Consider the following 25,387-nt stretch of genomic DNA (forward strand, 5'->3'; position numbering starts at 1 on the left):
GGCCCGTCCTCGGGCGTGGGCCGGTCCCTGTTTCAGCGGAGCTTGCGGGGCGACTTCCCCCACCGGCCGGCAGGCCGTTCCCGGCGGGCCCTCGCAAGGAATTCAGCACGAGTCGGAACCAGTCGCGGCCAAGGACTCCGGACCGACTCCCGGTCCCACGGGCCGGCCCCGCTCATACCGAATCCATCAAGGATCTCCTCGTACAGCGGGGCGAAGTCGGCGCCCACCAGTGGCGGCATCCGGTAGTTCAGGCCCCGCACTCGGGTGGCGAAGGTACCGGGCAGCGGCACGTGGTACGCCTCCAGATAGTGCGCGAAATCGGCGCGCCACACCCAGAAGCCGTAGGTGACGAGCGAGGAGCAGCCGGGTGTGTGCCGATGAGCCTCGCCGGTGAGGACGTCGAACCCCGCCTCCATGAAATCCGTGACACGATGCCCGACGTCCAGGTACTCCACCAGCTTCGCTTCGTCCGGTTCGCCGGAGGCCCGCACCTGAGCGTGCAGCGGGCCCATGGCCGTGTCCGGAAAGTCCCTCCCCCAGCCTCCGGCCGGGAGGTGCCCCCAGCCTCCGGCCGGGAGGTGCCCCCAGCCCCGCGACGCCTGGCACGCACTCTCGCCGCACCGGCCAAACGCCCAAGTACGTCCAGTACGAGGGCGTTCGGCCGGCACGCCGCGAGCACGCACCATGGGGGCACCTCCCAGCGGCCAGGCTGGGGGAGCCGCGGGGCCACCCTCCGGGCGACGGAGGGACTTTCCGGACACGACCATGGACATCTCGGGCGGGTAGCCGAACTCGTCGAAGAAGCCCAGCAGTTTCAGCATGTGCCCTCCCCTGCCTCCCGGCTGGATCGCTCTCTTGTCAGGCGTCCTCCGCTGCCGGGCGGGTGGCGCGTTCGAGTTGCTGGAGGGCGGAGTGGTAGGAGCGGCCGGTGGCGTGGTCCATGCCGATCTCGCACATCCGGTTGGCCGAGAGGTGCGCGTCGAACTGGCGGGCCGTCACCTGGGCGGCCTCCTTGCGGGTGGCCGCCTCGGTCAACTCCGGGTGCAACATGCCGCGGTCCCCGGCGAAGCCGCAGCAGGCCGCGTCCTCGGGCAGATAGACCCCCTCGGCGCAGGCCGCCGCCACCACCTCCAACGCACCGGCGTCGCCCAGGTGTTGCATCGAACACGTGGGATGAACCACCGCGGAGCCCACCCGCTGCTCCACGCTCAACCGCGGCAGCAACTCCTCCGCCGCCCAGACCAGGGAGTCCACCACGGTCAACTCGGCGTGCAGCGCGAGATTGTCCTCGGTGAGGAACGGCACCACCTCGTGGGCGATGCCCAGGGTGCAGGAGGAGGCGTCCACGACCAGCGGCAGCCTGCCGCCCGCGGTCCAGCCCCAGGCGGCCTCCACGATGCGGTTGGCCATGATCCGGGTGCCCTCCTCATAGCCCTTGGAGTGCCAGATGGTGGAGCAGCAGGTGCCCCGGATGTCGTCCGGGATCCAGACCGGGCGCCCGGCGCGGGCCGAGACCGTGACGATGGCCTCGAAGAGCGACGGCTCCTCGGAGGATTCGCTGCCGCCGAAGATGCGGTTCACACAGGCCGGGTAGTAGACCGCGGTAGCGGTGGTGCGGCTGGTGGCGGGCAGTCTACGGGCGGCGGAACCGGGCATACCGGCCAGCCACTCGGGCATCAGATCGGGGCGTACGGCCTTGCGGGCGGTGCGGGTGACCGCGGCCACCAGCCGGTCGTCCACGCGGTGTCCGGCGGCGACCGCCAGCCGGGCCGCGGTCTCCACGGCCTTGAAGTTGCGTGCGGTGGCCGCGGCCGCCGCCTCCTCGCGGGCGGAGTGCCGGGTGTGGCGGAAGTCCCTCATCATGGCGCCGGTGTCGATGCCCACGGGGCAGGCCAGCTTGCAGGTGGAGTCCCCGGCGCAGGTGTCGACGGCGTCGTAGCCGTAGGCTTCGAGCAGGCCGCGTTCCACGCCGGAACCGGCCGGCTGGCGCATCATCTCCCGCCGCAGCACGATGCGTTGGCGTGGCGAGGTGGTCACATCGTGGCTGGGGCAGGTCGGTTCGCAGAAGCCGCACTCGATACACGGGTCGGCCACCGCCTCCACCTCGGGGATGGTCTTGAGCCCCCGCAGATGCGCCTTCGGGTCCCGGTCCAGCACCACCCGGGGCGCCAACACCCCGTCGTGATCTATGAGTTGCTTGATACGCCACATCAACTCGGTGGCCCGCGGCCCCCATTCCAGTTCCAGGAAGGGCGCGATATTGCGGCCGGTGGCGTGCTCCGCCTTGAGTGAACCGTCGAACCGCTCGATGGTGAGCCGGCAGAAGTCGTCCATGAAGTCCGCGTAACGCTGCACGTCCGACGGCTGCGCGGCGTCAAAGGCGAGCAGGAAGTGCAGATTGCCGTGGGCGGCGTGGCCGGCGACGGCCGCGTCGAAACCGTGCCGGGTCTGGAGTTCGAGCAGGGCGTGGCAGGCCTCCGCGAGCTGCTCCGGCGGCACCGCGAAGTCCTCGGTGATCAGTGTGGTGCCGGAGGGGCGCGAGCCGCCGACCGCCGACACAAAGGCCTTGCGCGCCTTCCAGTAACCGGCGATGGCGGCTGCTTCCCGGGTGAACGCATTGGTCACGGAGGGCACCGGCATCACCAGGTCGAGCCCCTCCAGCACCCGGGCCGCGGCCTCCTCGTACGCCTGCTGGAGCTCCTCGTCGGGGGCGCGGAACTCCACCAGCAGGGCGGCGGTCTCCTTGGGCAACTGCCCCCAGTCCTGCGGGACTCCGTCCACGCTGACGGAGGCGCGCAGCGTGTTGCCGTCCATCAACTCCACGGCCAGCGCGCCGGCTTCGTTGAAGAGGGGGACGGCGGCCGCCGCCGCGGGCAACGAGGGGAAGAAGAGCAGGCCGGAGGAGACACGGCGGTTCAGCGGCAGGGTGTCGAAGACGACCTCGGAGATGAACCCGAAGGTGCCCTCGGACCCGACCATCAGCCCGCGCAGGATCTCCACCGGCGTGGCCCCGTCGAGGAAGGCGTCCAACCGGTAGCCGTTGGTGTTTTTGATGCGGTACTTGGCGCGGATACGGGCGGTCAGCCCGGCGTCCGCCTCGATCTCGGCCTTCAGCTCCAGCAGGCCTGCGCAGAGGCCCGGTTCGGCCTCAGCCAGCTTCGCGTCGGCGTCCGGATCCGCCGTGTCCACCACCGTCCCGCCGGGCAGGACGAAGGTCAGCGAGGAGACCGTGCGGTACGAGTTGCGGGTGGTGCCGGCGGTCATTCCGGACGCGTTGTTCGCCACCACGCCGCCGATGGTGCAGGCGATGGCACTCGCCGGGTCAGGACCGAGGACCCGGCCGTACCGGGCGAGCGTCGCATTGGCCCGAACGACGGTGGTGCCGGGGGCGATCCGGGCGCGGGCGCCCTCGTCCAGGACCTCGATACCCGCCCAGTGCCGGCGTACGTCGACCAGGATGTCCTCGCCCTGGGCCTGCCCGTTGAGCGAGGTGCCGGCCGCGCGGAAGACCACTTCGCGGCCGTTCTCACGGGCGTAGGAGAGGACGGCGGAGATGTCGTCGATGTCCTCGGCGAGCACCACCGCGCGGGGCAGGAAGCGGTAGGGGCTGGCGTCGGAGGCGTAACTCACCAGGTCGGAGATGGTGGTGAGGACCTTGTCCGGGCCGAGCAGGGCGCGCAGCTCCGAGGCGAGGGGCTCGGGGGTGCCGCCCGCGCTGTTCTCCACCACGCGGTCGGGGGCGGGATGCGCGGGGCGGTGCTCCGGGGTCAGTGCGCTCGGGTCGGGCTCCAGCAGCGGCATGTGGCGACTCCTCAGTGCGGTGCGGTGCTTCGGGGTGGCCGGTGGCGGTGGATCTGGTCGATGCGATGCGTCGGGGGTGTAGCGGGTCAGCGGGTGAGGGCCGGGTCCATGCCGTCGACCAGGGCCGAGAGCAGTCCCCCCAGTACCTCTCGCTGCTCCGGCGACAGCGGGGCCAGGATCTCGGCCGCGGCGGTACGGCGCGCGTTCCGCAGCTCGCGGAGGGCGCGGCGGCCCTCGTCGGTCAACTCGATACGGGTCACCCGGCGGTTGGCCAGGTCCGGAACCCGGCGGACGCTGCCGCTCGCCTCCAGCCCGTCCACCAGTGTCGTCACGGCGCGGGGCACCACGTCCAGCCGGTGGGCCAGATCAGCCATCCTGGGCGGCGCCTCGTACTGAGCCAGTGCGCGGAGCAGCCGGGACTGGGCCGGCGTTATGCCCAGCCCGCAACGCTCCAGATGGCGCTTCTGGATGCGGTGCACACGGCGGGTCAGGCGAAGCAACTGCTCGGCGAGAATTCCGTCGGCATCGGGGGTGCTCATGCCCGGCACGGTATCAGGACGCAACTCATTGTGTATATAGGTAACTGTGAGCTATGCTCGCGCCGTCCTCGTCATCTCCGCTCCGAACCCGGCCCGACCCGTTGTCACGAGAGAACACATGCGCACCGATCAGCCCGCCTGGACGCCGCCGCCCTCCGACCCGGAGCAGCCGCGGCAGACCCGGCGCATCCTCCGCCTCTTCCGCCCCTACCGTGGCCGCCTCGCGGTCGTCGGGCTGCTGGTCTGCGCTTCCTCGCTGGTCTCCGTCGCCACGCCCTTCCTGCTCCGCGAGATCCTCGACACCGCGATCCCGCAGGGGCGTACCGGGCTGCTGAGTCTGCTCGCCCTCGGGATGATCGCCGGCGCCGTCGTCACCAGCGTCTTCGGTGTGCTCCAGACCCTCATCTCCACCACCGTCGGCCAGCGCGTCATGCACGATCTACGGACAGCGGTCTACGCCCGCCTCCAGCGGATGTCCCTGGCGTTCTTCACCCGGACCCGCACCGGCGAGGTGCAGTCCCGTATCGCCAACGACATCGGCGGTATGCAGGCCACCGTGACCTCCACCGCGACCTCCCTGGTCTCCAACATCACCAGCGTGATGGCGACGGTGGTGGCGATGATCGCGCTGGACTGGCGGCTCACCATCGTCTCGTTGCTGCTGCTCCCCGTCTTCGTGTGGATCAGCCGCAGGGTGGGGCAGGAGCGCAAACGGATCGCCACCCAGCGCCAGAAGCAGATGGCCGTGATGGCCGCCACCGTCACCGAGTCCCTCTCGGTGAGCGGCATCCTGCTGGGCCGCACCATGGGCCGGTCCGACTCGCTCACCCGCTCCTTCGCCGCCGAGTCCGAGGGCCTGGTCGATCTCGAAGTACGGTCCAACATGGCGGGGCGCTGGCGGATGGCCGTCATCACCATCGTCATGGCGGCCATGCCCGCGGTCATCTACTGGACCGCGGGCATCGCACTCCGATTCGGCGGCGCCGCGGTCTCCATCGGCACCCTCGTCGCCTTCGTCTCGCTCCAGCAGGGCCTCTTCCGCCCGGCGGTCAGCCTGCTCTCCACCGGCGTGCAGATACAGACCTCGCTCGCCCTCTTCCAACGCATCTTCGAATACCTGGACCTGCCGATCGACATCGAGGAGCCCGCCGACCCGATACACCTCGACACGGTGAAGGGCGAAGTCCGGTTCGAGAACGTGGAGTTCCGCTACGGCGAGGAGGGGCCCGCCACCCTCGATGGCATCGACCTCACCGTGCCCGCCGGCGGCAGCCTCGCGGTCGTCGGCCCGACCGGATCCGGCAAGTCGACCCTGAGCTGCCTGCTGCCCCGCCTCTACGACGTCACCGGCGGGCGCGTCACCATCGACGGCGTGGACGTACGCGCGTTGGACTTCGACACGCTGGCGCGGGCCGTCGGGGTCGTCTCGCAGGAGACGTATCTCTTCCATGCCTCGGTGGCGGAGAATCTGCGTTTCGCCAAACCGGACGCCACAGACGGGGAGTTGACCGCGGCGGCCCGCGCGGCCCAGATCCATGAGCACATCGCGGGTCTGCCCGACGGATACGACACCGTGGTGGGGGAGCGGGGGCACCGCTTCTCCGGGGGTGAGAAGCAGAGACTGGCCATCGCCCGCACCATCCTGCGGGACCCGCCGATCCTCATCCTGGACGAGGCGACCAGCGCCCTCGACACCCGTACCGAACAGGCCGTGCAGCAGGCCATCGACGCCCTGTCCGCGGACCGGACCACCCTCACCATCGCGCACCGGCTCTCCACCGTCCGCGAGGCCGACCAGATCGTGGTGCTGGAGGCGGGGCGTACCGCGGAGCGCGGCGCCCACCAGGAGTTGCTGGAGCGGGGCGGAAGATACGCCGAACTGGTCCGCCGAGACGTCCGACTGGAACCGACAGGATGAAAATATGCCGGGATTGTGACGATATGCGGGTTAGCGTGCCCGCATGTACACCCACAGCCCGCGCAGGAGCGGAATCAGACTGACGCGCCGAGGGAGACTCACCCTCATCGTGACCGGAGCCGCGGCAGCGGTCGCAGCAGCAGCGATCGTGGTCCCGTCGGCACTCAGCGGTGGCGATGAGAGCCCCAAAGCCCTGACCGTGCAGGAGGGATGGCGCGCCGCACAGATCTACCCCGCCGTCGACAGGGCACTCGGCACCCCTGCCGGCACCACCGCAAAGTCACTGGCGAAGGCCAAGCTCAAGCTGCCCGCCGCGGCCGAGGGCAACCCGGAAGGGTTTCTGTATCCGGGGACCTATCCCCTCAGTGACAAGTCGACATCCGCGAGCCTGCTCCGGGCGATGGTCGCCAACGCCGACCGCGCCTTCGGCGGCGCACCCGTCGCAGCGGGCGCCCAGCGCAACGCCATGAACCCGTACCAGGCCGTCGTCATCGCCAGCCTGGTGCAGACCGAGGCCGACACCAAGGCCGATATGGGCAAGGTGGCCCGCGTCATCTACAACCGGCTCGACCGCGGGATGCCGCTCAAGCTGGACTCCACCGTCAACTACGCCCTGCACCGCGGCAAGCAGCCCATCACCCCCGCCGACGCCAGGACCGACAGCCTCTACAACACCTACGCGCGCATGGGCCTGCCGCCCACGCCCATCGCCAACCCGGGTAAAGCAGCACTGCGTGCCGCGACCAGCCCGCCGTCCGGTGACTGGCTCTACTTCGTCACGGTGAAGAAGGGGGAGACCCGCTTCACCGCCAGCGCCGACCAGCACGCCAAGGACCTCACCGAGGCGCGCCACGGGGAGAAACCGGCCACCCGGACGCACTGACCCACCGGGCGGCCGACCGACTCCCGCGTCCGGCCGGGCCGGTCCCGGATCTCGGGCGGCGGATCTCAAACAGCGGATCTCAGACGGCGACGGCTTCGCGGGCCCCGGTGGTATCGCCGGGCCCCGCCCCCGCAGCCGATCCGGCCGGTGCGGCGGTGAGCAGGCGGCGGATGTCCCGGACCGCGGCCCGGCCGGCCCGGTTGGCGCCGATGGTGCTCGCCGACGGCCCGTACCCCACCAGATGCACCCGCGGGTCGGCCGCCGCCCGGGTGCCCTCCAGCCGGATACCGCCGCCGGGCTCCCGCAGCCGCAGCGGCGCGAGATGGTCGATCGCCGCACGGAAGCCGGTCGCCCAGAGGATGACATCGACCGCCTCCCGGCGGCCGTCGTCCCAGGCGATCCCCTCCGGTGTGATCCGGTCGAACATCGGCAGCCGGTCCAGGACACCCTCCTGCCGCGCCCGGCGGATCGCGTCATTCAACGGCAGCCCCGTCACGGAGACCACGCTCGCCGGCGGCAGCCCCTGCCGCACCCGCTCCTCCACCATGGCCACCGCGGCCCGCCCCTGCACCTCGCCGAACGGCCCCTCGCGGAAGACCGGCGGCCGACGGGTGACCCACAGGGTGTCCGCCGCCGTGGTGGCGATCTCCATCAGTTGCTGGGTACCGGAGGCCCCACCGCCCACCACCACGACCCGCAACCCGGCGAACTCCTCCGGCCCCCGGTACTGCGCGGTGTGCAACTGCCGCCCGCGGAAGGTCTCCTGACCCGGATAGCGCGGCCAAAACGGGCGGTCCCAGGTGCCCGTCGCGTTGATCAGCGCCCGCGTCGACCACGTCCCCACCGAGGTCTCGACGAGCAGCCGCCCCGCCGGACCCTCCCGTACCGCACGCACATCCACCGGACGCCGCACCGGCAGCTCGAAGGCCTGCTCATAGCGGGCGAAGTAGGCGGCGATCACCTCGGCGGAGGGGCGGTCCGGGTCCGCGCCGGCCAGTTCCATACCCGGCAGGGCGTGCATCCCGTGGACCTTGCCGTAGGTGAGCGAGGGCCACCGGAACTGCCAGGCGCCGCCCGCCTGCGGAGAGTGGTCCAGCACCACGAAGTCCCGGCTGGGCGCGAGCCCCGTCCGGCGCAGATGGTAGGCGCTGGACAGTCCGGCCTGACCGGCACCGATGACCACCACCGCCACCTCGCGCACCGTGCCCGCGTCCACGGCGGGGGACCAGTCCGGTCCCGGCCGCTGCCCGAAGCCCGCCCCGAAATCGTTCACGCTTCCACCAACCACCTGGTCCGGCGAGATCTTCCCGCGCCGCCGGTGCACGATGGGAGACATGCCTGACGCCTTCCGCACCCACGTCCTGACCCTCCGCACCGGATCCGAGGAGCGCGTCGCCGATCTGACCTCCGCCTGCGAGGAATTCCTCAGCCGGGCCGCGGCCGGACGCGACGGCCTGCTCAATGTGTTCGTGCCTCATGCCACCGCGGGCATCGCGGTGATCGAGACCGGCGCCGGCAGCGACGACGACCTGCTCGCCACGCTGCACACCCTGCTGCCCGCCGACGACCGCTGGCAGCACCGCCACGGCTCCCACGGCCACGGCCGCGACCACGTCCTCCCCGCCCTCGTCCCACCCCACGCCACCCTCCCCGTGATCGCCGGACACCTGGAACTCGGCACCTGGCAGTCGGTCTGCCTGGTCGACACCAACGTGGACAACGCCCAGCGGCAGGTGCGGCTGTCGTTCCTGGGATGACCCCGGGTGATCAAGGTCGTCTTGGGTGCGGTCGCCGATCCTCCGGCGACAGCGCACTCCCCAGGCGAGGGCCCGCTCGGACCCGTCCAGGGGCAGGCGGTCTTGCCCTGTTCGCCGTCGTCCTTCGCGGCCCAACAAAGGCCGGTGCATTTATGTTTGGCGAGTCCGTCTGCGAAAACGGCAGGCTGGTCGGCAAGACGGGAGGAAAGAACGCCGGCCCTTCGGCGGGGGTGCTGTCGCACCGGCGATCATCGGGTGTCGCTCGGCGGTACGGTAACCGTCACCATGGATCCCGAGCACGAGGTGCCACCGTTCTGGGCAGTCGATCGAGGTGCTCCTTCGGTCAGCCGCACGTTGGAGGAGGCCTGCAACAGAGAGAGGGAGCCGATGGCCGCACGTGTCAGCGGACCCGCCATCCGTGCCTCCAGAGGCGCTCCCATCGGCCCCTCGCTCATCTGAGGGCACTGCGGTCACGGCAGGCGTAGGTCCGTGGCACTGCCAACCTGTGTCAACCCGGCCATGAGGTCCTGCGGACGTTGGCACCGCGGGCGCCGCCGGGAGGTGCACCGTGCAGACCGGACTCACATCACAAAGGCAGGAAACATATGCTCGAAGATCCTCCGAACCCACTCTGCCTTTCCAGCCGCAGACGGTTTGTCGGATGGCTCCTCGGGGGTGGGGGACTTGTCACTGCAGCCGCGTGCAGCCAGGCCTCACCGAGGCGAAGCCGTACTGCTTCCAGCGCCCCGACGGTCATACCCGCCTTGTCCAACTGGGCTGCCGGACCGACTGGTTTCACCCTCGGCGAGTCCCCGAAAATCGTCGTCGCCGCCGGTGCCGTGCCGCTGCTGTCGACCAGCGCCCGTCTCTTCGCCGCCGATGTGAAGGCGCTGACCGGCGTCACCCCGACTGTGACGACCGGTACTCCGTACGACGCGCTGACAGGGGACATCTACCTTGCCCTCGACCACCCCGAACTGCCCAAGGACGCCTACTGGCTCAATGTCCGCGGAGCACTCACCATCAGCGGCTCCAGCGATGCGGGCGTCTTCCACGGCACTCGGACGGTCGGACAACTCCTCCGCCAGAGCACCACGATCCCCGGCGGCCGAAGCACTGACGCACCCGCCTTCCCCGAGCGTTCGTTCATGCTCGACGTGGCCCGTAAGTACTACTCCATCGGCTTTCTCAAATCCCTTGTCCGAGAACTCGCCTGGCTCAAATACAACATGCTGCACCTGCACCTGACGGACACACAGGCATTCCGGCTCGAATGCGATACCCATCCCGCCGCCGTCGCCGTGAAGCACTACACCAAAGCCGAGATGGCGGATCTCGTCTCCTACGCTGAGGCCCGGCACATCACCATCGTTCCGGAGATCGACATGCCGGGACACATGAATCCGATGCTCGGTCAGTACCCGGACCTGGCGTTGCGCCGGGACAATGGATACCTCAGCCTTGACCTGTCCCAGATGGACGCGGCGTACGACCTGGCCCGGTCGTTCATCAGCGAATACCTGGACGTCTTTCCTGGCCCGCGATGGAGCATCGGCGCCGATGAGTGGCTGACCTCCTCCGAACTGGATTCCTTCCCACAACTGGCCAGGGCGGCCCGCAGCCTTCACGGGCCCGACGCCACCGGCTGGGACCTGGCCTACGACTTCGTCAACCGGCTCGCGGATTACCTGCGCGCCCACGGTAGGCAACCCAGCATGTGGAACGACCAGTTGGTCCCGGGCAGCGTGGTACGGGTCGGAGCCGGCCTCACCATCGAGCACTGGTACGGCTCTTCTTCCCCCAATGCCGGCGACCTCCACAAACAGGGCTACGCGCTGCTCAACAGCAACTCCAACCTCCTGTACGGAGACACCGACAACGATTCCTACCCCGACCCCGAGGCCATCTACGACGATTTCGCGGTCAACCGGTTCGCCCTCGGCAAGGGCAGCCAGGCGATCCCGGCCGACAGCCCGCACCTGCGTGGCGCGCAGATGGCGATCTGGTCCGACAGCGACAACTCCTACACCGAGGGCCATGTCGCCTCCAGAATCCGGGACCCCCTGCGGTCGCTGGCCCAGATCACCTGGGGGTCGCCCAAGTCAGCCGCCGACTACGGCGGGTTCTCCGGTCTCATCAACAAGGTCGGATCGCCGCCGCCCTGAGCGCCTGCGCGAGGGGACGGGGGATGGCGAGCCTGAGCCCTATCCGGCGCGCGTCGACCAGACCTGCGGCGGACCGACGTGCGTGCCGTAGAAAGCCCCGATGATGAGTTCCGGCCGCAGGAGCCGGGGTCCGGCGGCCTCGACTCCGTCGAACAGTTGCGGCGCAGGGCTGGTGGCCCATCTGGCTTCGTGGACAACGCGCAGCGGCAGGTGCGGTGGTCGTTCCTGGGTTGAAGTGTGGTGTAAGCGGGGGGAGTTCAGGGGCCGGGCTGGTCCGGGGTGTGCAGGGTGAGGTCGGTGATGTGGCCGGACTGGATGACAGGGGCGTGGTGGATGCCGCCGTCGACTCTGTTGTGGACGGTGTGCGGGGCCGGGATGTGCAGAGCGGTGATCAGGGTGTGGAGTTCGGCGGTGGTGAGGTGTTGCAGGCGGGCTCGGCATTCTGATCTGACGGCCGCGCGGCAGCGCTCCTCCTGTGGGGAACCGGTGGCCGACAGCAGGTGGGATCTCGCCTCGTCCAGCGCTGCCAGCACGCCGGGACCCGATCCGGTACGGGCCAGCAGGTGGCCGAGCAGGTCGCGGGCGCGGACCCAGGAGTCCGTGACCATGAGGGAGACCAGGGTGCTTGCTCCCGAGGCCGCGAGCGCTGACGGTTCAGAACCCATCGTTGTTCCCGTCGGCCGGCTTCTCGTCGTCGCCGGGCGGGGCGGTCTCAGGCGGATCGAAGTGGAACCGCAACGCCTCGGCCGTCTCATGGCGATCTTGCTCCGTGAGCAGTTCGGCGAACTGCCTGGCCAGCATCGGGCGCCGGACGTCGCCCTCCCGGAAGCCCATCGCGTCGAAGAGTCCCGCGAGATGATCGGTGGCCGTGTGTCCGGGCGCCGGTTCCTCGGTGTTCAAGTCGGCTGCCTCGCCCAGGTGTTGGGCCATCAGGTTCTGGAGCCGTTCGGGAATGTCCGTGTCATTGGCCGCTGAGGTGAGCTGGGCGAGCAGCGGCAGGTCCGACACCGTCTGCTCCACCTGCTCCTCGTTCCTGGCGAGCCACCAGACCACCGCACTGCCGGTGTCCTTCAGCACGTCCTCGCCCAGATACTGGCGCCTGCTCTGCTCGTACTTGCGCTGGTGTTCCCAGACGGCCTTGTCCTTGCGTACGTCGGCGAGGCGGTCGAGCCGCTGCTGATCCGGTTCCGGCAGGGCGAGGCTGATGTTGTCCGCCATGGCCTGGAGACTGCCGGTGGGGTCCGCGTACATGCGGCTGAGCGCGCCGCTGAGTTCGTGCCGCACCAGTGAGGCCCGGCCGGGTTCGCGTTGTTCGGTGACGGCGCGGGCCCGGGCCAGGACGGTGTCCACGGCGAGGCCTGCCGGATTGAGGACGGGCCCGCCGCCGGGCCGTTCGAGCAGACACCAGCGCACCGTCGCCGAGAACACAAAGCTGTAGTCGTCCCAGAGGCTCGGCAGCACCACTCGGTTGACGTGGCAGTCCGTGCGCTCCACAGGAGTCGCCGTGAGCTGCTCCTCGAAGTCGACGGGGATGGAGCCGCGGCGCCGTGCGGCGACACGGGCTGCCGCCATGGGCAGGGCGAGCAGCAGTACAGCCGTCACGGGCCAGGCCCACAGCGGCCATCGCTGGGTCAGGCCGGTGATCGTGAGCAGCAGGCCGCACAGGACGGTGAGGAAGACGGTGGTGGTCTTTCGGGCGGTCGTCACAGTCAGGTCTCCTTGGCCGAGGTGTGGGGAGCTTCGGCCGGGCCGCGGCGCTGGGCTGCGCCGATCTTGTGGAAGAGGAGTGCGGTGGTCTCGGCTGCCCGTAGGGGGCCGCCCGGAGCCGTGCGTTCGGCGGCACGCGCGCTCACGTACAGCGAGGCGAGCGCCTCGCCACGCCGCAGCCCGCACCCTCCGGCGGCCTCGACCAGGATGTCGAGCAGCAACTCGCCCCGGTGCCTGGTCACTTCGCCCGAGTGGTGCAGCCAACGGGCCGCGTACGGCTGCCAGGCGGACCGCGGCAGCCCGGTCAGTACGGCCTGCCAGCCGACGGCCAGGGGCTGCTGGACCTCTTCCTCCTCGACCAGGGCGCGCGTGCTGTTGGTGGTGTCGGTGAGCGCGACCGGATCGCAGGTGTGGAGGAAGACGGGGAGGTCGCCCTCGAAGTGGCGGTATCGCGTCAGGCGGTCGAGGAGCCTTCGGCGCAGCCGGCGGTTGCCGGCCACCAGGGCGTCCAGTGCCTCCAACGCGGGTCCGCCCGGGGCCCGTTCGCGCCTGGCCAGGTAGTAGAGGCGCAGCAGCGCCTGGTCCGGGTGGCCGACTGTGATCACATCGGCGCACAGCCGGACGAGTACCCGGGCGAACGCCTCGGGCTGCGGGCGCTGGCACCACTGGTAGATCCGGCCGCGGAACTCCCTGCCGTGTACCGGATTCTGGAGCCCGCAGGTGAGGGCCTGGACAGCCGCGTCCTGCCGCGCTCGGCTCGTCGGCGCCCGGCTGCTCCATCTCTCGGCGAGCACCGCCAGTTCCTCCGCGCGCCCGGTCCGCAGATACTCGCCGGCCAGGTGCGCCACCAGACCGTCGCGCACCGTCGGGCCGATGTGCCGCGGGTCGTCCAACTCCACTACGTTCGCAGCCCAGTTGCCGAGGTGGGGCCGCAGGTCGGGCATGTGGTTCCAGAAGTGAGCGCGCACGGCCGAGTCCTGGTCCAGCTCCTTGAAACGCACTTGCCCGGCGGGCCCGGTCTCGGCGGATATCTCGTCGAGCCGCTGGGCCAGGTCCTTGTGCTGGAGCAGGGGGGTTCCGTCCGAGGTGGGGCCGAGCGCGTACAGCAGAAGCTGGGTGGCTCGATGCACTACGTCGGCATGTGCCCCGTGGAGCATGGACACAGCGATCAGCAGGGCCCGCTGCGGCGCCTCGGACCGCTCGGCCACGAGTTCGGCGACCTCCCTGCGCCGGTCCTTGCGCGCCTTCACGGCCGTCGCACACCACTCGGCGAACCCGTGGGACGGTGGGGCGGTCTCACGGGCGCGGCGTACCAGGTCGGCGAAGTCCGCGATCTCCCGCATCGGCCGTTCGACGCTCAGGAACTTCGTCACGGTGGAGTCGGGCCGCATGTACTGCTCGTACGGCAGGCCGTGCCGGCGCAGATGGCGTTTCAGCACGTGCAAGCCGGGTGGCCGCTGGAGGGTGACCCGGTAGTGCTGGAGCTCGGGGTCGAGGGTGATGTTGTCCGGCATGACGACGACCAGATGGGCGTGCTGCTCGTGCACCGCCTTCCGGAGCGCGGGCAGGTCCGCACTCGCCGCGGACCACTTGCGGTCGTCGGCGGCGGACAGGTCGAGCAGCAGGCGGTCGCCGGAGCCGACCAACGCCGGGTCGTGGAGGGCGAGTTCGTCCTCGTCCTCGCCGGGCAGCAGTTCGTGGAAGACACCGGTGTCCTGGGGGCACTCGCGCAGCAGGACACGGGCCGCGGCGGCGCGGCCGGTGCCCGGGGCGCCGTCCAGGACGACGGTCCCGGTGTCGGCGAGCACCTCACGGGCCCGGCCCATACCGGGCGGGGCGACCAGCACCTGCCGCAGTCTGCGTAACTGGTCCTCGGCGCGAGTACGGAAGACGGGTCTGTCCGGTTCCGGCGGTGCCCCCGGGGTGTAGATGATGTGGCCCGAGCCGGTGTGTACGAAGCCGTGCGGGTGCTCGACCCGCGTACCGCCGTCTCCGTTCACCGGCCCTCGTCCTCGCGCCGGTCCGGTGTGCCGAAGCGGTGCTGGACGTTGCCGTGGTGGTCGCCTTCGACGTAGGTCATGCCGTCGCCGGAGATGCGCCGTTCGCCGGAGTGGTGGCGGGAGTGCTGGTAGATGCTGCCGCTGCCGGTGTGGACGGGGCCCTGGCTGCCCTTCACGACGGTGCCGTTGATGTCTCCGCCGTAGACGTCCCCGGTGAAGTCGCGGCTCTGCACCGCCGTTCCGCTCACCTCGCCGGTCGAGTTGGTCACGGTGCCGGCCGCGGGCGCCTGGTCCTCGGCCTGGTCCAGATCCTTCAGTTCGGGCACCATCTCGGCCACCAGGTCACCGATGCGTTTGACGCAGGTGTCGACGTCGTGGGTGTCGAACGGGACGGACTGGAGGTCGGCGAGGCGCTTGAGCTCCTCCGGTAGCTCGTCCGTGCTCAGGCGGTTCGTCCTGCGGCCGTCCAGGATCGGGACCACGGGGAGTTCGCAGTTGAACGCCTCAAGGATCTCCTTGCGCACCCAGTCCTCCGGATTGTTCAGCTTGGAACGGAAGTTGGTCCAGTCGGGGCCGATCACCGCGAGCAGCAGGCAACTGCGCTGCAGGGTGGACATCAGGACCTCGGGATAGGCCTCGCCGGGGTTGATGGAGCGTGACGCGCGGAAGATGTGCTGTTCGCCGAAGCGGCGCTTCAGCTCCTGGTCGAGCAGTGCGGCGGTCTTCTCGCCGTCGCCCGTGCGGTAGTTGATGAAGACTTCCTTCACGGTGATGTCCTCCTCGGGACTCGGTTCTGGAACTCACTGAGTGGATGAGCGCGACAACGTGCCGAGCCGCGGCCCGAGTTGTCGTACGGCCGGGTGGTCGGAGTGGCGTGCCAGGACGCGGGCGAGGCGCCGCAGATCGATGGTGACGGTCGCGGAGCGCACCATGGCCACACCGTCGAGGAGCGGTTCGGTCAGTGCGCAGGCGTGATCGATCTCGCCGGCCGAGGCATAGGCGAGGGCCCGGCGCACCCCGTACCGCACCTGCGTCCGTAGCGCGTCGCTGCCGACCAGGGCGAGTTGCCGGTCGAGCTCCTCGCCCGCCTCCGCCGGGCGGCCCAGGTCGACCAGGCACCAGCCGGTGGCCATGCTGACCGGATCGGGGACGTGCATGGTGCCGATGACGGGTTCCTCGGACCCCTCCTCATGGCGGGCGAGGAGTGCGCGGGCGCGGTCCAGGGCGTGCAGGCAGGAGGTGCGGTCGCCGGCGAGGGCGTGCCCCTGCGCCTCGCGCTGTGCGGCCAGGCCCCGGATCCGCGGTGGCAGGGCGCCGCTCTGCGCGCGGCGGGCGAGGGCGATGGTCTGCTCGGCGTCCTCCCGGTACATGGTGATCAGGGCCCTGCGGACCAGTGCGTAGCCGGCCAGTGCCTGGTCGCCGCCGGCCGCCGCCAGGTCCACCGCGCGCCGGGTCCACCACAGCGCGGCCTGTTCGTCCCCGGTCTCCTGCACCAGCCAGCCCACGTACTCGGCGTAGCGGGAGCCGAGGGCGAGTAACTGGCGGCGGTCGGTGGCGTTGCTGTGTGCGGACAGTTCCCGCAGGGTGTGGGTCTGTGCGATCAGAGCGGGCAGCAGCAGTGCGGGTGCCACCGACTGGCCGAGTCTGCGGTAGTGCGTGAAGAGGGAACGGGAGGCTTCCAGCATTCCGGCGCCGGAGGCCGCGGCGGCAGGTGCGGCGCCGGCCGTTCCCCAGGTCATGAGCGAGGTGACCCCGGCACCCATGACCTTGCGCCGACCCACCGTTCGGAACCGGTTCGGGCCGTCCGGTGAGAGTTCCATGATCCACTCCTCCTCTTCGAGTTGGCCGGGTTCGTCTTCGTCGGGTGTGGCGGGGGCGGTCCTGGTGGCCAGGGCGACCAGGGCTCCGTCGGCGCCGAGTGCCGCGTCGCACAGCCGCACCAGGTCGCGGCTGGGTGTCTTGAGGCCTCGTTCGACCTTGCTCAGTTGGGCCTTGCTGTAGTGCACGGCGCCGGCGAGGGCCGTGAGGCTCAGTCCCGCCCGCAGGCGCCGTTTCCTCAGTTCCTCGCCGAACTCGGTGGACGGATCCGTCATGGGTTTCCTCCAAAGCCCCTCCACCCAGGGCGAGTTGGTGCTGCACAAGAGCGTGCGGCACGCCTGCTCGGGCGGACAAGGCGATCGATGCTGTTTCCCGTTTCCTTCTCCTGGAGCGGGTCACGGCATTCGCCGGGGCGTTCCAGCCAGGTATCGAGCAGGTCGCCGGGTCCGGCGGACCCGGCAGAGAGCGGAAGCCTCACGACCCCTGTCGCGAAGCGATCGCCCCCCTTCCCCGTGACACGCTGACCCCGGCAGGCGGTTCGGAGTGCGGAGTGAAGGGGGCGTAGATGAGCACTCGGTCCCAGGGGGACGGTGAACGGGGCGGGTATGACCGGGAGTTGGTGGAGGCTGCCGTTGAGGTGGCTCGTAGGTGGTGTCGTCGGGACAATCACACCGTGGCGGCTGCGGCGCGGGCTCGGGACGGGCGGATCGTCACCGGGGTGAACGCCTACCACTTCACCGGTGGGCCCTGTGCGGAGCTTGTCGTCATCGGGGCGGCGGCGGGGCAGGGGGCGTATGAACTCGACACCATGGTGGCCGTGGGGGACCGGGAGCGGGGGGTCATCCCGCCGTGCGGTCGATGCCGGCAGACGCTTCTGGACTACTTCCCGACCCTGCACGTCATCGTCGGTAACGGCCCCGAGCGCCACACCGTGCCCATCACCGGCTTGCTGCCGGAGAGTTATCTGTGGGGGGAGCAGTGAGGGTGGTCCACGCACGTGGGCCGGGCCCGGCTCCCTGGGGTTCTGGGAGTCGGGCCCGGCCGTTTCACGGTGGGTCAGCGGATGTCGTAGGCCCTGGTGACGGTCTGGGTGACGGAGTTGTGGTGGGAGTCGGTGAGGGTGGTCTTGAGGGTGACGCCCTTGCCGGTGGCACCGGTGTGGTCGACGGTGGCGGTCCAAGTGCCGTTCTGCTGGGCGGTCTTGGCCTCGGTCCAGGTCTTGCCGTCGTCGTAGGAGTACGCGAGGGAGACCTTGGTGAGGGTGCCGGGGGTGTAGCCGGTGTGGCCGGTGGCGGTGATGCCGATGGTCTGGCCGGCCTCGGCGGGGAGGGTCTTCAGCCCGTCCTCGGGGAGTGTGAGGTGCGGGAAGAGGAGCGGGATGCCCTGCGAGTAGACCTTCTCGTCGAGGTGGGAGCGGAACGACCACACGGTGGTGGTGGCCTTCGAGCGGCTCCACACCCCGCTGTTGTCGAGCTTCCTGGTGTTCAGGGTGAGGTCGTACGCGGCGTCGTCGGACGGCACCCTGAAGACCCCGTACGGCCAGGAGCTGAAGCCGATGCGCTCGCCGTCGCGGTCCAGGGACACACTGCCCAGGTCGCCGAACCCGCCCTGGACTCCCAGGTGTTCGGTGTCGCCCCAGAAGCCGGGGGCGACACCGATCAGGTTGCCCTGGCGCTCGGCGGCGAGTACCTGCTTGCCGTTGTCGTCGAGCGGGGTGGTCGGTGCCACCACACCGCCGTACCACTCCTCGGTGCGCTGCTCGCCCTTCTTGTAGGTGTGGTCCGGGCTGAGCATGAACTCGCCCCAGGGGAAGCTGCTGGACACCATGTGGCCGAAGCCGGTGCCGGGGGAGTACAGCTCGGTACGGGTGAACGGGGTGGGCACGGTGGCGTATTCGCCGAAGCCGGCGGAGAGTCCGCTGGGGCGGCTGATGGTGGGCCAGTCGAGGTAGTCGGCCTGCTTGCCCATGGCGCGGTAGGTCGCCTTGTTGGTGGCGAGGTCCGCGTCCTCGACCCGGTAGGTCTGGTCGGAGCGGATCTGGCCGGTCTCGGGGAAGGCCAGGGTGTAGATGTACGGGCTCTTGGCCGTCGCCTTCCAGCGCAGAGTGGTGTCCCCGGCGGCGGCACGGGCGACGAGGTCGGTGCCCTCGGCCTTGTCGACGCCGAGGACGGGCAGCGGGGAGCCGGTGAAGCTGACGCTCGGGAACCAGCGGCCCGCGGCCTCCCGGTGGAGGATGAGCGCCTTCGCGCCGGCCTTCGCGGCGTTCGAGGCGATGGAGTACACCGAGTCGTTGTCGCCGAGCTTCACCAGCGCCAACTTGCCCTTGGCGGCGGCCAGTTGCTCTGCCGTGCCGGACTGGGCGTCGATGAGCTGGGCGGAGCCGGTGCCGTCGAGGTTGGTGGATGCGGTGGTGCCGGTCGTCGGGTGCAGCACGGGGCCGCCCTCGACGGCGAGTTCGGAGATCTGCGGTGCCGCGGCACGCCAGAAGCTGTCGAACTCGAACGCACCGTCCCGGGCGCGGCCCTGGACGTCGGCGTAGTAGCCGTTGAGCTGGCGGCCGCCCTGGATGGTGGCCGCGTGCACCCAGTTGTCCCAGGTGCGGGCGAACCCGAGGGTGGCGCCGCGCACTTCGGTGGGCCGGTCGGTCTTGATGTCGAGCCGGTGGGCCTCGCGGGCGTCCAGGACGACGGTGGTGTCCTTGGTGATGTCCACCTGCGGGCGGCCCAGGAAGGTCGCGGAGTCGGTGGCGTTACCGGCCGCGTTCCGCGTCTCCACGAAGCTGGACAGGAAGTAGGCGCCCGGCCGGATGCGGTAGGTCTGCTCGTCCGCACCGTTGTTGTAGCTGCGCTGGCCGGTGGCGTCGTCGGTGCCGATCACATCGATGGAGGTGACGCCGGCGGCGGGCTTGCCGCGCCGGTCGATGACCTTGACGCGCAGGGTGACCGTCTCGGGCTGCACATACAGCGAGAAGGGTGTGCTGATGTGCACCCCGCCGGGCCCGGTGGCCAGCACCCGTCCGGTGACGTCGCCGTACTGGGCGGCCTTGAGGTTGGCGGTGGAGTCGACGGCCAGCGGGACCTTGACGGTGCCGTTCGCCGGGACGGTGACATTGCGGTCGAGCTTGGCGACCGGGGTGGACACGGTGGACCCGTCGTTGCCGGTGACCCGGTCGACGGCCAGCTTCAACTCCACTGGTTTGTCAGTGGTGTTGGTGTACGGCACCTGGACGGTGGTGCGGTCGGCGCTGCTCTGCGGCCAGTTGAAGGTGCCGGCTTGGACGGCGTCCGCGCCGAACACGGTCTGGTCGATGGCGGCCTTCACATCGAGCCGCCCGCCGCCGGTCTCCCGGACGTCACCGGGGATGTCGCTCTTGGCGGAGGAGACCAGTGCCGCCTTGATCTGCTGCGCGTCCCAGTCGGGGTGGCGCTGCTTGACGATGGCGGCGGCACCCGCGACATGCGGGGTGGCCATCGAGGTACCGCTCATGGACTGGTAGGCGTACACACCGCGGCCGCCCGCCGCCGCGGCGGAGATGGCGACACCGGGGGCGGCGATCTCCGGCTTGAGGGTGTGGGTGCGCTGCACGGGGCTGCGGCTGGAGAAACCGGCCGTGGAGTCGTCGCGGTCGACGGCGCCCACGGTGAGGACCTCGGGTACGCAACCGGGCGAGGACACGGTGTTGTTGCTCGGGCCCGCGTTGCCCGCGGCGATGACGAAGAGGGTGTCCTTCGCGGACTTCGCCAGCTCCGCGGTGGCCTGCGACATGGGATCGGAGCAGTCCAGCTCGGACGGGTTGCCGAGGCTCATGGAGATGACGTCGGCCTTCTGGTCGACGGCCCACTGCATACCGGCGATGATCCACGAAGTGGCGCCGTTGCCATAGTCGTTGAGGACCTTGCCGTTGAGGAGGGTGGTGCCGGGGGCGACACCCTTCTTCTTGCCGTCGCTCGCGGCACCGCTGCCGCCGACGGTGGACGTGGTGTGGGTGCCGTGGCCGTGCTGGTCGCCGGTGTCGTCGGAGTCGGTGAAGTTCTTCGACTCGGAGACCCGCCCCTTGAGGTCGGGGTGGTCGGTGTCGACGCCGGTGTCGAGGACGGCGACCTTGGTGCCCTTGCCGTCGAACCCGGCGGCCCACGCCTGGTCGGCGTGCACCTGCTTGGTCGACCTGTCGAGCAGCGCCTTCACCTTGGCGTCCAGCCATAGCTTCTTCAGTTTGCCGCCGGCGCGGGACTCGGTGCTGGTGACATCGGCCCAGAACGCGGCGGCCTTCTTCTTGTCGGCGCGCAGGGCCACACCGTCGACCGGCTCCAGCACCTGCCCGCGCTCGGCGCCGCTCGGTGTGGCGGGCACACTGCGGGCCACGTCCACGGACTTGTCGTAAGTGGCGATCAGCGGCAGCGACTTGCTGCGGGCGTCGTCGTAGCCCTGCCGGATGAGTGCGGTGACGTTGAAGAGTTCCTTGTCGACGCGGCCCGCGGCGAGCGCGGTGACGGCGCTGTCCGGGTAGGCGTAGAGGTTCTTGCCCTCCTGCCGGGTCTGCAGCAGTGGTGTGCTGCCGTCCTCCGCGGGCAGGGCCGTGGCGGTGCTGGTGCCGTCGGCGGTGGTGGTGACCAGGACGCGGTCGCCGGTCACCAGGGTGACCGTGGCGGACTTTCCCTTGTGGGCGGCGGGGCTGCCGACCAGGGGCCGTCCCTCGTCCGCGGTGGCGTTCGCCACGGCTCCGGTCGGAATGGCCGCAGTGACGGCCAGGGCTGCGGCTGTTGCCGTCCCCAGTGCCACTCGCGATATCGTGCGCATCGCTCTCCCTAGGTGACTGCGCAGGTGGACACCGGGGCCCCAAGCCCCGTGTCCCCTGCGGGTGTTGTCGCTGCGATGGCGTCACCTTGGCAGAGTGACGGGCGGTAAGGGCGCGATGTACAAGGCGGGTTTGCGCCGTGGCCTTTTCCCGCCATATGGATAACGGAACGCATATCCGGGTATGGGCGTCGCGCGTGTCGCCCCTGCCCGGTCACCACGCGGTGCCGCCAACTACGAATCGACGGCCCACAGTTCGGTGCTGTTGCCCTGGACGGGACCGCTGACACGGGAGAGTACGTCGGCGGCCGGCCGCGGTTCGAGGCGCCGTCCGTCCCGCAGGCGCAGGGCGACCTGGCCGGCGGTCGCCTCCCGGGCGCCGATCACGGCCTGGTAGGGGACCAGCCGCGCCGCCCGGATCCGGGCACCCAGGCTGCCGCGTTCCGGACCGGCGATCTCGGCCCGCAGCCCGAGGCGCGCGCACTCCCGCAACAGGGCCTGCGCGCCCGGGAGTTCGGCCTCGGACACCGGGAGGGCCACCAGTTGGAAGGGGGCCAGCCAGGGTGGGAAGGCGCCGCCGTGTTCCTCGATGAGGTGGGCGACGGCGCGTTCCACACTGCCGATGATGCTGCGGTGCACCATCACCGGGCGGTGCCGGTCCCCGTCCGCCCCGATGTAGTGCAGCTCGAACCGCTCGGGCTGGTGGAAGTCGACCTGGACGGTGGACAGGGTGGATTCGCGGCCCGCGCCGTCCGCCACCTGCACGTCGATCTTGGGCCCGTAGAACGCGGCCTCCCCCTCGACCGCCTCGTACGGCAGCCCGGAGCCGTCCAGCACATCGGTCAGCAGGGCGGTGGACCGCCGCCATTTCCCGGGTGCGGCCACGTACTTGGCGCCGGGGCCGGGCAGCGAGAGCCGGTAGCGGACCGGGGTGATGCCGAGAGCCCGGTACGCCCGGCGGATCAGCTCCAGCGCTGCCGCCGCCTCCTCGGCGACCTGGTCCAGGGTGCAGAAGACATGCGCGTCATTGAGCTGGATGGCCCGCACCCGGGTCAACCCGCCCAGTACGCCCGAGAGTTCGGAACGGTACATCCCGCCGAGTTCGGCCAGGCGCAGCGGCAGCTCACGGTAACTGCGCGCCCGGGAGCGGTAGATCACCGCATGATGGGGGCAGAGGCTCGGCCGCAGCACGACCTGCTCCCCGCCGAGTTCCATCGGCGGGAACATGTCGTCGCGGTAGTGCGCCCAGTGCCCCGAGATCTCGTACAGCTCCCGTTTGCCCAGCACCGGCGAGTACACATGCCGGTACCCGGCCCGCCGCTCGACGTCCCGGATGTACTCCTCCAGGGTGTGCCGTACGGTCGCACCGTCGGGCAGCCAGTACGGCAGCCCGGCGCCGATCAGCGGATCGGTGTCGAACAGGCCCAGTTCGCGGCCGAGTCGGCGGTGGTCGTTCATATGCGGTCTCCTCAAGGGATGGGGGAGTGACCGCACGGCGAAGCCCCGGGGCACTCGCCCCGGGGCTTCGGATCAGATCAACTGTCGGATCGACTGTCAGCGCGCCGGGACACTCTCCGGCGTCGTCGTCCTCGCAGCGCGCTTCATGGCGGGGACGCTAGCAGTACGGGGCGGGCGGACGCCCGTCATTTTCCGCTGCCCGTGCGGAGGAAGGTGGCGGCGAGGACGGCGGTGAGCAGGACCAGCGCGGCGTTGACGGCGATGGCGACGGTGATGCCGTGGTGGATGGCCGTACCCGTGGCACCCACGGTGGCCGCGGTGGCGACGGCGGACATGATGGGGGTGCCCATGGTGATGCCGACCTGCTGGGACATGGAGGCGAGTCCGGTGGCAAGGCCCTGTTCGCGGTCGGGCAGACCGGTCGTCGCGGTCACCATGAAACCGACGATGGTGAGCATGTTGCCCACCCCGCCGAGGAAGGTGGCCGGAAGCAGCAACGCCAGTGCGGGGCCGGTCTGTTCACCGAGGAACAGCAGCGCGGCGGTGAACCCGGCCTGGACCAGCGCCCCGGTCACCAGCGTCGGCAGGGTGCCCCGCCGGGCGATCACCCTGGGGGCGAGCAGGCCGCCGACCACGGTGCCCGCGCCCAGCACCCCGAAGGTGGCACCGGCGGCCAGCGGGGAGAAGCCGAGCGTCTTCTGCAGATACAGGGTGAGCAGGTAGACCAGCGAGGTCTCGGTGACGAAGGCCAGCAGCCCGGCCAGGTTGCCCCAGGCGATGTTCCGGCGCCCCAGGACGTTCAGTGGGACCAGCGGCTGTTCGGCCCGGCGCTCGACGGCGAAGAACCCGGCGAGCAGGACCACTCCGGCGATCAGCCCGAGGACGGCCCGCGGATCGCCCCAGCCGAACTCCCCGGCCTGGGTGAGGCCGAAGACCAGGCCCAGCAGACCCAGGGTCACGGCCAGCGCACCGGGCAGATCCAGCCTGGGGCGTTCGGTGGGCCGGGACTCCTTGATGATCGCCGGGGCGATGGCCACGACGGCCGCGGCGACCGGCACATTGATGAAGAACGCCCACCGCCAGGACAGCAGGTCGGTGAGGACGCCGCCGAGGACGGCACCGGCGGTGAACCCGGCCGACATCAGGGCCCCGTTCATCCCCAACGCCTTCTGCCGCAGCGGCCCTTCGGGGAAGGATGTCGTCAGCAGGGACAGCCCGGCCGGGGTGGCGGCGGCGGTGGCCAGGCCCTGGAGGACCCGGGCGGTGATCAGTACGGCGGGCGAGGTGGCGAGTCCGCCGAGGACCGAGGCGGCGCCCAGCAGGGCGAGCGAGCCGATGAAGATCCGCTTGCGGCCGAGCAGGTCGCCGATGCGGCCGAAGAAGAGGGTGAAGCCGGCCGCGCAGAGGGCGAAGGAGGTGGCGATCCACTGGAGGTTGGCGAGGCTGAAGCCGAGGCCGTCGCCGATGGCGGGCAGGGCCACATTGAGGATCGAGAAGTCCACGGCGAGCATGAACTGCGCGACGAGCAGCACGGCCAGGACCAGTTTCAGCCGCCCGGTGAGCCCGGCGGGCACCGGCTCCGCACCCGTACCTCTCGCCCCTCTCTCCCTGTCGACGGCTCCGGATTCGGCGCCGGGTTCGGCTTCGGTGGTGGACATGGCGGTTCCCTCTCTTACTGCGGGGTGGGACGGCTCGTACGGGGGCGCACCAGAACCAGTAAAGGGTCTGGAGTCCCGTTATGAATCGGGACTGTAGCACCGTTAAGGCGGGTAAGGGAACTGTGGATCCGATAGGCTGGCCATCGCAGAGTCAGCAGGATCAGGAGGAAGCCCGTGCCCCGTCCCTCGGCAGCCCCGCAGTCGCCCGGCACCGTCCGTCCCGGAGGCCGTACCGCCCGGGTGCGGGAGGCGGTGCTGAGCGCCGCCGGTGACACCCTGGCCAGGTCCGGCTTCGACTCCCTGGACCTGGCGGACATCGCCCGGCAGGCCGACGTGGGGAAGACCACCCTCTACCGCCGCTGGGGCACCCCCGGCGCGCTCGCCGCGGATCTGCTCGCGGACATGGCCGAGCAGTCCGTGGCCCGCGCCGACACCGGCAGCCTGCTCGGCGACCTGCGGGCCAACGCCCGCCTCGTCGCCGAGACCCTGACGGACGAGCGCCAGGGCCCCCTCTTCAGATCCCTCATCGCCGCCTCACTCTGCAACGAGCAGGCGGCGCAGGCCCTTTACCGCTTCTACGACGTCCGCATCCGAGAGTGGGCGGGCTGTGTCACGGACGCCGTCCGACGCGGCGAAGTCCCCGAGGGCACCGACCCGCACCCCGTCATCGCCGCCGTCTCCGCCCCCCTCTACTACGCCCTGATCAACACTGGTCGCCCCCCGACCCGGGCCGACGCCGACCGCGCCGCCCGGGCAGCGGCCCACGCCGCCGCGGAAGGTGTGTGGACGAAGACGTGACCGGCCGGGGCCGGAGCCCTCCCGATCCTCCCGGCCCCCGTTCCCCCTGTCCTCCGGCGGTCGGTACGATGCCGCCCATGCATCGCCTCGG

18 protein-coding genes are annotated in these 25,387 nt (G+C 70.5%); 6 read left to right on the top strand and 12 right to left on the bottom strand.

Annotated elements, in window-relative coordinates:
• Nucleotides 1-32 precede the first annotated feature (32 nt).
• From ACFVST_RS14825 to ACFVST_RS14835, 3 genes are all read right to left on the bottom strand, one after another.
• A complete protein-coding gene (locus tag ACFVST_RS14825; RefSeq protein WP_390150734.1) occupies nucleotides 33-512 on the bottom strand; it encodes a hypothetical protein in 480 nt (159 codons plus the stop codon).
• Between the two features lie 346 nt (nucleotides 513-858).
• Nucleotides 859-3,801 carry an FAD-binding and (Fe-S)-binding domain-containing protein gene (locus tag ACFVST_RS14830; RefSeq protein ID WP_390150737.1) on the bottom strand — a complete coding sequence of 981 codons (2,943 nt, stop codon included), beginning with the start codon at nucleotides 3,799-3,801 and terminating at the stop codon, nucleotides 859-861.
• An 86-nt stretch (nucleotides 3,802-3,887) separates the two neighbouring features.
• Nucleotides 3,888-4,340 (bottom strand): MarR family winged helix-turn-helix transcriptional regulator, encoded by a 453-nt coding sequence (locus ACFVST_RS14835; protein ID WP_390150740.1) that lies wholly within the window; start codon nucleotides 4,338-4,340, stop codon nucleotides 3,888-3,890.
• Nucleotides 4,341-4,458: 118 nt separating this feature from the next.
• On the opposite strand from ACFVST_RS14835, the gene ACFVST_RS14840 reads away from it, so the two are divergent.
• A complete protein-coding gene (locus tag ACFVST_RS14840; RefSeq protein WP_390150743.1) occupies nucleotides 4,459-6,258 on the top strand; it encodes an ABC transporter ATP-binding protein in 1,800 nt (599 codons plus the stop codon).
• 43 nt (nucleotides 6,259-6,301) lie between these two features.
• Nucleotides 6,302-7,141, top strand: a complete 840-nt coding sequence (gene mltG, locus ACFVST_RS14845) for an endolytic transglycosylase MltG (RefSeq protein ID WP_390150746.1) — start codon at nucleotides 6,302-6,304, stop codon at nucleotides 7,139-7,141.
• Nucleotides 7,142-7,220: 79 nt separating this feature from the next.
• Here mltG and ACFVST_RS14850 read toward each other — a convergent pair whose 3' ends face one another.
• Nucleotides 7,221-8,342, bottom strand: coding sequence for an NAD(P)-binding domain-containing protein (locus ACFVST_RS14850; RefSeq protein ID WP_390150918.1), 1,122 nt, complete (start codon nucleotides 8,340-8,342; stop codon nucleotides 7,221-7,223).
• 133 nt (nucleotides 8,343-8,475) lie between these two features.
• Between ACFVST_RS14850 and ACFVST_RS14855 the strand changes: the two genes are divergently transcribed.
• Nucleotides 8,476-8,898, top strand: coding sequence for a secondary thiamine-phosphate synthase enzyme YjbQ (locus ACFVST_RS14855; RefSeq protein WP_390150749.1), 423 nt, complete (start codon nucleotides 8,476-8,478; stop codon nucleotides 8,896-8,898).
• Between the two features lie 605 nt (nucleotides 8,899-9,503).
• Nucleotides 9,504-11,063: a glycoside hydrolase family 20 protein gene (locus tag ACFVST_RS14860; RefSeq protein ID WP_390150752.1), complete on the top strand. Its 1,560-nt coding sequence runs from the start codon at nucleotides 9,504-9,506 to the stop codon at nucleotides 11,061-11,063.
• A gap of 257 nt (nucleotides 11,064-11,320) precedes the next feature.
• Here the strand turns inward: ACFVST_RS14860 and ACFVST_RS14865 are convergent, their stop codons facing one another.
• From ACFVST_RS14865 to ACFVST_RS14885, 5 genes are read right to left on the bottom strand one after another with little or no spacing between them, the layout of a single operon-like run.
• Nucleotides 11,321-11,728 (bottom strand): hypothetical protein, encoded by a 408-nt coding sequence (locus ACFVST_RS14865; protein ID WP_390150755.1) that lies wholly within the window; start codon nucleotides 11,726-11,728, stop codon nucleotides 11,321-11,323.
• The gene (locus tag ACFVST_RS14870; protein WP_390150757.1) at nucleotides 11,718-12,770 is read right to left on the bottom strand and encodes a hypothetical protein; all 1,053 of its coding nucleotides are present in this window, start codon (nucleotides 12,768-12,770) and stop codon (nucleotides 11,718-11,720) included. Before ACFVST_RS14870 ends, ACFVST_RS14865 begins: the two co-directional genes overlap by 11 nt.
• Nucleotides 12,771-12,772: 2 nt before the next feature.
• Entirely contained in the window at nucleotides 12,773-14,770 is a 1,998-nt protein-coding gene (locus ACFVST_RS14875) for a hypothetical protein (protein ID WP_390150760.1), read from the bottom strand.
• Entirely contained in the window at nucleotides 14,767-15,537 is a 771-nt protein-coding gene (locus tag ACFVST_RS14880; protein ID WP_390150763.1) for a toll/interleukin-1 receptor domain-containing protein, read from the bottom strand. Before ACFVST_RS14880 ends, ACFVST_RS14875 begins: the two co-directional genes overlap by 4 nt.
• 33 nt (nucleotides 15,538-15,570) lie before the next feature.
• On the bottom strand, nucleotides 15,571-16,863 hold the full coding sequence (locus ACFVST_RS14885; protein ID WP_390150765.1) for a helix-turn-helix domain-containing protein: 1,293 nt from the start codon (nucleotides 16,861-16,863) through the stop codon (nucleotides 15,571-15,573).
• Between the two features lie 290 nt (nucleotides 16,864-17,153).
• Between ACFVST_RS14885 and ACFVST_RS14890 the strand changes: the two genes are divergently transcribed.
• On the top strand, nucleotides 17,154-17,570 hold the full coding sequence (locus tag ACFVST_RS14890; protein WP_390150767.1) for a cytidine deaminase family protein: 417 nt from the start codon (nucleotides 17,154-17,156) through the stop codon (nucleotides 17,568-17,570).
• A 74-nt stretch (nucleotides 17,571-17,644) separates the two neighbouring features.
• Here ACFVST_RS14890 and ACFVST_RS14895 read toward each other — a convergent pair whose 3' ends face one another.
• From ACFVST_RS14895 to ACFVST_RS14905, 3 genes are all read right to left on the bottom strand, one after another.
• Nucleotides 17,645-21,385, bottom strand: a complete 3,741-nt coding sequence (locus tag ACFVST_RS14895; RefSeq protein WP_390150770.1) for a S8 family serine peptidase — start codon at nucleotides 21,383-21,385, stop codon at nucleotides 17,645-17,647.
• Nucleotides 21,386-21,616: 231 nt separating this feature from the next.
• Nucleotides 21,617-22,855 (bottom strand): threonine--tRNA ligase, encoded by a 1,239-nt coding sequence (gene thrS, locus ACFVST_RS14900; RefSeq protein WP_390150772.1) that lies wholly within the window; start codon nucleotides 22,853-22,855, stop codon nucleotides 21,617-21,619.
• A 170-nt stretch (nucleotides 22,856-23,025) separates the two neighbouring features.
• Nucleotides 23,026-24,498 (bottom strand): MFS transporter, encoded by a 1,473-nt coding sequence (locus ACFVST_RS14905; protein WP_390150775.1) that lies wholly within the window; start codon nucleotides 24,496-24,498, stop codon nucleotides 23,026-23,028.
• 174 nt (nucleotides 24,499-24,672) lie between these two features.
• Between ACFVST_RS14905 and ACFVST_RS14910 the strand changes: the two genes are divergently transcribed.
• Nucleotides 24,673-25,296 carry a TetR/AcrR family transcriptional regulator C-terminal ligand-binding domain-containing protein gene (locus ACFVST_RS14910; protein WP_390150778.1) on the top strand — a complete coding sequence of 208 codons (624 nt, stop codon included), beginning with the start codon at nucleotides 24,673-24,675 and terminating at the stop codon, nucleotides 25,294-25,296.
• Nucleotides 25,297-25,387 lie beyond the last annotated feature (91 nt).

It is taken from the genome of Streptomyces sp. NPDC058045, from assembly GCF_042885635.1.
GTDB lineage: Bacteria > Actinomycetota > Actinomycetes > Streptomycetales > Streptomycetaceae > Streptomyces.

Excerpts from the sequence above, each read along its gene's own strand:
- ACFVST_RS14825 (WP_390150734.1), bottom strand. The coding sequence starts at position 512 with ATGGGCCCGCTGCACGCTCAGGTGCGGGCCTCCGGCGAACCGGACGAA.
- ACFVST_RS14830 (WP_390150737.1), bottom strand. The coding sequence starts at position 3,801 with ATGCCGCTGCTGGAGCCCGACCCGAGCGCACTGACCCCGGAGCACCGC.
- ACFVST_RS14835 (WP_390150740.1), bottom strand. The coding sequence starts at position 4,340 with ATGAGCACCCCCGATGCCGACGGAATTCTCGCCGAGCAGTTGCTTCGC.
- ACFVST_RS14840 (WP_390150743.1), top strand. The coding sequence starts at position 4,459 with ATGCGCACCGATCAGCCCGCCTGGACGCCGCCGCCCTCCGACCCGGAG.
- mltG (WP_390150746.1), top strand. The coding sequence starts at position 6,302 with ATGTACACCCACAGCCCGCGCAGGAGCGGAATCAGACTGACGCGCCGA.
- ACFVST_RS14855 (WP_390150749.1), top strand. The coding sequence starts at position 8,476 with ATGCCTGACGCCTTCCGCACCCACGTCCTGACCCTCCGCACCGGATCC.
- ACFVST_RS14860 (WP_390150752.1), top strand. The coding sequence starts at position 9,504 with ATGCTCGAAGATCCTCCGAACCCACTCTGCCTTTCCAGCCGCAGACGG.
- ACFVST_RS14865 (WP_390150755.1), bottom strand. The coding sequence starts at position 11,728 with ATGGGTTCTGAACCGTCAGCGCTCGCGGCCTCGGGAGCAAGCACCCTG.
- ACFVST_RS14885 (WP_390150765.1), bottom strand. The coding sequence starts at position 16,863 with ATGACGGATCCGTCCACCGAGTTCGGCGAGGAACTGAGGAAACGGCGC.
- ACFVST_RS14890 (WP_390150767.1), top strand. The coding sequence starts at position 17,154 with ATGAGCACTCGGTCCCAGGGGGACGGTGAACGGGGCGGGTATGACCGG.
- ACFVST_RS14895 (WP_390150770.1), bottom strand. The coding sequence starts at position 21,385 with ATGCGCACGATATCGCGAGTGGCACTGGGGACGGCAACAGCCGCAGCC.
- ACFVST_RS14905 (WP_390150775.1), bottom strand. The coding sequence starts at position 24,498 with ATGTCCACCACCGAAGCCGAACCCGGCGCCGAATCCGGAGCCGTCGAC.